At 37.7% G+C, this 6,000-nt stretch carries 8 protein-coding genes; 1 reads left to right on the forward strand and 7 read right to left on the reverse strand.

What is annotated here, in order from left to right; all coding sequences use genetic code 11:
* Window positions 1-144: 144 nt before the first annotated feature.
* The 6 genes from BP621_RS00145 to BP621_RS00170 form a co-directional block, all read right to left on the reverse strand.
* Window positions 145-507, reverse strand: coding sequence for a hypothetical protein (locus BP621_RS00145; protein WP_292386962.1), 363 nt, complete (start codon window positions 505-507; stop codon window positions 145-147).
* Window positions 508-556: 49 nt separating this feature from the next.
* Entirely contained in the window at window positions 557-856 is a 300-nt protein-coding gene (gene tusB / locus BP621_RS00150; protein ID WP_292386965.1) for a sulfurtransferase complex subunit TusB, read from the reverse strand.
* 35 nt (window positions 857-891) lie between these two features.
* Window positions 892-1,236, reverse strand: coding sequence for a DsrE family protein (locus BP621_RS00155; protein WP_292386967.1), 345 nt, complete (start codon window positions 1,234-1,236; stop codon window positions 892-894).
* Between the two features lie 42 nt (window positions 1,237-1,278).
* Window positions 1,279-1,659 carry a DsrE/DsrF/TusD sulfur relay family protein gene (locus tag BP621_RS00160; RefSeq protein WP_292386970.1) on the reverse strand — a complete coding sequence of 127 codons (381 nt, stop codon included), beginning with the start codon at window positions 1,657-1,659 and terminating at the stop codon, window positions 1,279-1,281.
* A gap of 36 nt (window positions 1,660-1,695) precedes the next feature.
* The gene (locus tag BP621_RS00165) at window positions 1,696-2,493 is read right to left on the reverse strand and encodes a (Fe-S)-binding protein (RefSeq protein WP_292386972.1); all 798 of its coding nucleotides are present in this window, start codon (window positions 2,491-2,493) and stop codon (window positions 1,696-1,698) included.
* 313 nt (window positions 2,494-2,806) lie between these two features.
* Window positions 2,807-3,430 carry a (Fe-S)-binding protein gene (locus tag BP621_RS00170; protein ID WP_292386974.1) on the reverse strand — a complete coding sequence of 208 codons (624 nt, stop codon included), beginning with the start codon at window positions 3,428-3,430 and terminating at the stop codon, window positions 2,807-2,809.
* A 401-nt stretch (window positions 3,431-3,831) separates the two neighbouring features.
* On the opposite strand from BP621_RS00170, the gene BP621_RS00175 reads away from it, so the two are divergent.
* Window positions 3,832-4,581 (forward strand): epoxyqueuosine reductase, encoded by a 750-nt coding sequence (locus tag BP621_RS00175; RefSeq protein ID WP_292386977.1) that lies wholly within the window; start codon window positions 3,832-3,834, stop codon window positions 4,579-4,581.
* A gap of 200 nt (window positions 4,582-4,781) precedes the next feature.
* On the opposite strand, the gene BP621_RS00180 is transcribed toward BP621_RS00175, so the two are convergent.
* Window positions 4,782-5,579 (reverse strand): (Fe-S)-binding protein, encoded by a 798-nt coding sequence (locus BP621_RS00180; RefSeq protein WP_292386980.1) that lies wholly within the window; start codon window positions 5,577-5,579, stop codon window positions 4,782-4,784.
* Between the last annotated feature and the right edge of the window lie 421 nt (window positions 5,580-6,000).

Raw genomic sequence — 6,000 nt, forward strand, 5'->3', positions numbered from 1 at the left:
TCTTTTCCTGTGGTCTCGTGTTTGTTACCATCTTTTTATCATCCAGGATGATAGATCAGCATTGTGATTGATCCTTTATTCTGATTTCTGAATGTTCGAGATCTGAATGTTCGAGATGCGAGAAGATTTCGTTGGTTTTAGTTCTCATATTTTAGCTGAATTTTTTGCCTCTTTTACAATCTCCTTCATCATCTCTCCAACGAGGTTCGCTTTTTCACAGTGAGAAGCCTCTTTTGGCTGACAGTTTAAGAGAATACTCATAAGTCTGTCAGCAGTTCGATAGAACTTCATATCCTCAAATCTGACTAAAAGTCCTGATAAGCTTTCGCTAAATTCCCTACATTTATCATGGTTACAGACTGCCTGCTCATGTAACTGGCATATAGACTGCAGCTCTTTTATTATCTCGCTCGGGATACATTCGACCATAAAATCGATCCAGTTCAACATTTGTTTCCAATAATTTGAAGGCAGTGAAAGTATATCTGGCGAAGTAAAATCTGGCATTCTTAACTAAAAAGCAAAGAATTAGTCTCAACTTATTAATATTAGACATTTAAAATGTATACTCGTGCTTACAATGCTCCATTATATCCTCTATAAAATCGGAGTAAAAGTTATCCAATACTGTCACCCTTTTCCCTGCCTTAATAGCTCTGGCCTCAAGGTCTTCTTTACATGCATAAATTTCGAACTCTGGTTGTTCATCTATCCTGGCAAGCAGGTGATAGACCCCATCTCCTGCAAGATAGATTCTGGCTTTCCCTGCACGGGCAGCTAATTTGAGACATAACTCTGACCTTGGGCTGGAGGGAGGCTTTGTCAGCAGAAACACATCTAATTTTTCTTGTTTCATATTATCATCTGACTACAGATAATCAGCAGTTAGCATTAAAACGAGATGACACAGTCTGAGCTTTCCATCGCTTCGAAAAATTCTTCTTCATCTGCCAGTTCCAGGGTTTCTATCAAAGTTTCTCCGAAAAGGCATCTCTCGATCAGCGAGGGTTCATTCACAAGCACTTTTAACTCTCCGTATGCATAAAGAATATCCGCAAGATTTGGTAATCCAAGCTTTCTGCTGTCTTGACCTGCAACCGCAAGATAAACTCCATCGCCATAAAGGCCGAGAGTCACATCCATCTCACCAAGGCTTACTGCAGCTGCATTCAGTGCTCCAAAAGCTTTTTCACTGCCATATGGGGCTGTATCCAGCAGATAGAAAACTGATTTCATAGGATCTAAGCCTCCCAAAAATCGGGTTTCATCGTTAAAACTTTATCTTGAAAGTGAAATTACTCTGTCACTTTTGCTCAACATCTCCGACAGCTCATAAAGGCTGGTAATTCTTACTCCAGGAAAATAATCTCTACAGTTATTTCCCTGTAGAACCTCTTCTTCTGGAAGGTAGCCTCTTGCACCGGCGCATCGTGCACAGGCTCGAATAACGACCCCTTTTTTCGCAAGTCCGGAAAAAAGTTGCCCTGCATTAGTGAAGAAGGACGGATTCTGGCTTTTTTTTGGGATATGCACCGCATCCAGGTACAAGAATATATTTACTTTATACTGCTGAAGTGCAGCTCCAGCGAGTTTATAGGCAATTTCAGCGTACTCAGAGATGTACGGGCCATCAGTGAGTACTATTGTTAGTGTCTTCAAAGCTTCCTCCAACTAATGATACATTGGTAATTGTGATCAAATATAAGTAGTAAGAAATTCCAGATGCTCCCTATTGGTTGCATAATCTGGCTCTTTAAGTTGTGTGCACTTATCAAGAGTAATTTGTCCTGCCATTAGCCTTATGGCGAAGCTGTAACAGCCCTGCTCGCCGCATTCACGACAGTTGGTCTGGGGCAGATATTTATACAGCTCCATAAGTTCTACCCTGACTTTTTCCCTAGGGGGTGGAGTTACTCCTTTATTAATAGTTTCATTGATAATGTTTTTCAGGTTTTCAAGTTCTTCTCTAGCTTCATCTTCGTTTTTAACCATTCTCATGACGACTTTTCCACTACCATAAATAGTTGTAATGATTTCTCCTTTTTGAATTATGAGACTATCTTTTTTATCCGAGTAATTCCCTCTGGGAAAGATAGGTTCAAGAATTTTCAAGATTCCGCCTAGTGGAGGAGACATATTTGCAACTACTCTGAATTTTGTGGAATCTGCTATACATGGCAAAAGCTGTCGAATCTCTGCAATCTCCACAGGCTTTGCCTGAGAGAGATCTTTAATTTCTTCAGTACCGTTTTCTTTCTTACCTTTCAAGAAGTTCTTGCCATATTCGCTTATTATGACAGTTCTTTCTTCTAACCCAATCAGGCCTGCATTTTTCAAAATATTTAGATGGAAATCAAGCGTATTCTTCCCAACTAAACCTTCAATTTCCTCAATATCTCTATTGCTGTTTGCAAGAAAGTTTATTATTTTCCTTCGGACCTTATTGCCCATAGCAAAATTCACCGATTTTGTCTCACTCGTACCTCCTGACATTTTACACCTCCCAGTGCTCTTGAAATAGAACTCCGCGTGTATTAATTTACATGATCAGTGAGTCTATTTTAAGAGTAAAGCCTAACTCTTTTTCAAAACTATTCCTGCGATTAATTATGAGATCATATCATAAAAACCCGAAAACCATATATCAAAAAAGATTGATACGAACACATTAAACCGTTAGATCTGTCTTGAAGGACAGGAAATTTCGAAGTAAAAAACAAAAATTTATGTTGATTTCCCCAATTTAGTCAGATAATTTTCGGTAGCATCTCCAGTTATGCAGCTTGTACTTTTAATTACCTATAGCTCAAATATAAGCAGTTAAAACCTGTAGATGTTCTTGATTGGCTGCATATTTTGCCTCTTTAAGTAGCTTACATTTCTCCAAGGTAGCTTCTCCTGCTATGAGCTTTACAGCAAAGCTATAGCAGTCCTGCTCTTTGCATATACCACAATTGGTCTGGGGTAAGTACCTATATATCTCCATAACCTCTGTCTTGAGCTTTTCTCCTGGAGCTGGGACTACTCCTATTTTGATAGCTTCATTGATTGTATTTCTGAGTTCCTCAAGTACTTTGTTAGCTTCAGTCTCGTTTTTTATCATTCCTATGCTAACTTTCCCACTACTATAGATAGTAATAATAATATCATCTTTTTGAATCATCAGACTTCGTTTTTTATCCAGATATCTGCTTCTAGGAAAAAGAGGCTCAAGAATTTTCAAGATTCCACCTAATGGAGGAGTCATATTTGCAACTATTCTTGACATTGAAGGATCTGCTACGCAAGGCATGAGCTTTCTGATCTCAGTGATTTCCACAGGTTTTGCCTGAGAGAGGTCTACAATTTTTTCTTCATCTTTTTCTATTTTATCCTTAAGGAACTTCCTGACATGTTCGCTTAATCTTACAGTGCCTTCCTTTAACTTCATCAGGTTTGCCTCTTGTGATAGATTTAAATGTGCTGGATTTTAAATGATGGTAAATGATTATGTATTTCTCTTTTCATCAGTTTATGAGGTCATATTATAAAAACCGAAAAACCAAATATCAAAAAAGATTGATGGGAAAACTTTTAAATTGTCACTTCTCTAAGGAAGATGTGCCAGATTTAGGTTAAAACAGAAAGAATTAAGTTAACAGTTTACTCCAAAATCTTTCGTTTACCCATCTAGATTTCAAGTATTTTATTTTCTGATTAAGACTTATTAGATGCCTTCACCTAGGCATTTCTATGGCGTTACTTGGCCCAGCAATCGTTCTAGAGGTGTCTAAGATTTCACAAAACTAGTTTGGTTGTGTGGCTTATCATGATATTTGAGGAGATTCCAACATGGAGCTGAAAAACAAGATTGAGATCATAATAAAGAACACTGTGGTAAGTTCAGGTGCCGAGACAAGATATCGTGAGCCTCTAATCGGTTTTGCTTCTACTAACGATCCAATTTTCAGCGAAATTAAACAAATAGTCGGTCTACATCATTTACACCCAAAAGAAATATTTCCTGAAGCAAAAACCGCTGTTACTTTTTTCCTGCCGTTTGAAAAAGAGCTTGTGAAACAGAATTTAAAATCTGGTGTGGTAAAGGAATCTATTCAGGCTAGTGTAGATACCTCTCATCTTATCAGAGAAATCAATGAAAAACTTAAAACTGAGCTGGCAAAAGACGGTGTCACAGTAATCGTGCCTAAAGTTATTTTCGATTACAAGAATAACGGTTTTGATGTTTCATGGTCTCACAAGAGCGCCGCTTATGCTGCCGGACTTGGCACTTTTGGAGTCAACCAAATGTTGATTACACGAGCTGGATGTGCAGGCCGAATTGGATCTCTTCTGATTTCTGCTGAAATCCTTCCTACTCCACGTCCGAAAGAAGAATTCTGTAGACACAAAAGAGGAGAAAAATGCCTTGTCTGTGTGGATAGATGTCAATCCGGCGCTCTTAGTCTAAATGGATTTGATAAAGAAAAGTGCTTCATACGGCTTCAAGAAGAAGAAAAAGCTTACCCTGAACTTAATCAGCATGGCTGTGGAAAGTGTACCACTGGTCCCTGTACCCTAGATCCTAGTGAATTAGAGTAGTTTCTGTAAAGTCTTTGGCGACTAATATTATATAATTACAAACCTGTGAGTGTTGCCTTCTAAAATAGCTTATTTATTTAGCAGTAGAAGACTTTACAGAGACTTGAAAATTACTTTGCTATGTTTCATTTAGCATGTATATGATATATTAGTGAATCGAGTTTTTGATAATCTCTGAAATGTTCTTCAAATTATTATGCTCAAACATACGCACTGAGAACCTGCAGTTGCTCCAAATTAATTGCATATTCGGGCTCTTTGAGCGGTATACATTTGTCTAGAGAAACTTCCCCGCTCATGAGCTTTATGGCAAAGGTATAGCAGCTCTGTTCACCGCATTTGCCACAATTAGTCTGGGGTAGATATTTGTAGATCTCCATGGGTTCAACCCTAATCTTCTCCCTAGGAGCAGGAGCAACGCCCTTTGCAATAGCCTCATTAATGGTACTCCGCAGTTTTTCAAGCGCCTCTTTAGCCTCACTCTCGCTTTTAATCATCGTCAGAGTAACTTTTCCAGTACCATAAATAGTTGTAATAACTTCTCCTTTTTGGATTATCAGAGCACCTATTTTATCCGAATACCTGCCTCTGGGAAAGAGAGGCTCAAGAACCTTGAGAGTTCCAACTAGAGGAGGAGCCATATTTGCAATTACTCTGAATTTCGAAGAGTCTGCTATACATGGCAAAAGCTGTCTGACTTCAGTAATCTCTATAGGTTTTGCCTGAGAAAGATCTGCATTTTTATCCGCACTTTTATCTTCTTTTTCTTTCAGAAAATTCTTACCATACTCACTTAGCTTTACAGTCCCTTCTTCAATCTCAATCAGGCTTGCCTGTTGCAGAAGTTTGAGGTGGAAATCAAGCATGGTCTTCCCTACTTCCTCTCCAATTTCCTCGGTACTCTTGTCTCCTGCTGATAAGAAGTTCATTATCTTTCGTCGGGTAGCATTGGACATAGCATTGTTTACTAGCTTTATCTCATTAGGATTTCCAGACATTTTTAACACCTACGAGAGTTATGAAATTTAACTAATTTTCTAATATAATATCATAATTTTTTAAAATGAAATTCAATTCTTTTAATTTATATGATTTTACTTTTTAAAAACCCCGAGGACGGGTATCAAAAAAGATTGATATGAAATGTAGCCCGTAGATCTTATTATAGTATTAAAATATGGAGAGTTTTAATCTCATCAGTATAAAAGGAGTATCTAATTAAAGCAGAAAAAATACAAATTAAATTATGTAAGTCAGATTTATCTCTCCAGTAAGTATACTTTCTTTGATCTTGTTCATAAGAAACTGATTTAGACAACTATAACTGAACATTTAGAAAGTAAGGTTAATTTTCTTAACTACGTCTTCGATAATTAGAAGACCTTCCTCTAACTCGTCCTTCTTGATATTTAGCGCGGG

The sequence above is a fragment of the Methanosarcina sp. UBA5 genome (genome assembly GCF_002505485.1).
Classification (GTDB): Archaea; Halobacteriota; Methanosarcinia; order Methanosarcinales; family Methanosarcinaceae; genus Methanosarcina.

Bases quoted from the DNA above. Each gene is read 5' to 3' on its own strand.
- BP621_RS00170 (WP_292386974.1), bottom strand. From the start codon at position 3,430: ATGAAGTTAAAGGAAGGCACTGTAAGATTAAGCGAACATGTCAGGAAG.
- BP621_RS00155 (WP_292386967.1), bottom strand. From the start codon at position 1,236: ATGAAATCAGTTTTCTATCTGCTGGATACAGCCCCATATGGCAGTGAA.
- BP621_RS00180 (WP_292386980.1), bottom strand. From the start codon at position 5,579: ATGTCTGGAAATCCTAATGAGATAAAGCTAGTAAACAATGCTATGTCC.
- BP621_RS00175 (WP_292386977.1), top strand. From the start codon at position 3,832: ATGGAGCTGAAAAACAAGATTGAGATCATAATAAAGAACACTGTGGTA.
- BP621_RS00165 (WP_292386972.1), bottom strand. From the start codon at position 2,493: ATGTCAGGAGGTACGAGTGAGACAAAATCGGTGAATTTTGCTATGGGC.
- BP621_RS00145 (WP_292386962.1), bottom strand. From the start codon at position 507: ATGCCAGATTTTACTTCGCCAGATATACTTTCACTGCCTTCAAATTAT.
- tusB (WP_292386965.1), bottom strand. From the start codon at position 856: ATGAAACAAGAAAAATTAGATGTGTTTCTGCTGACAAAGCCTCCCTCC.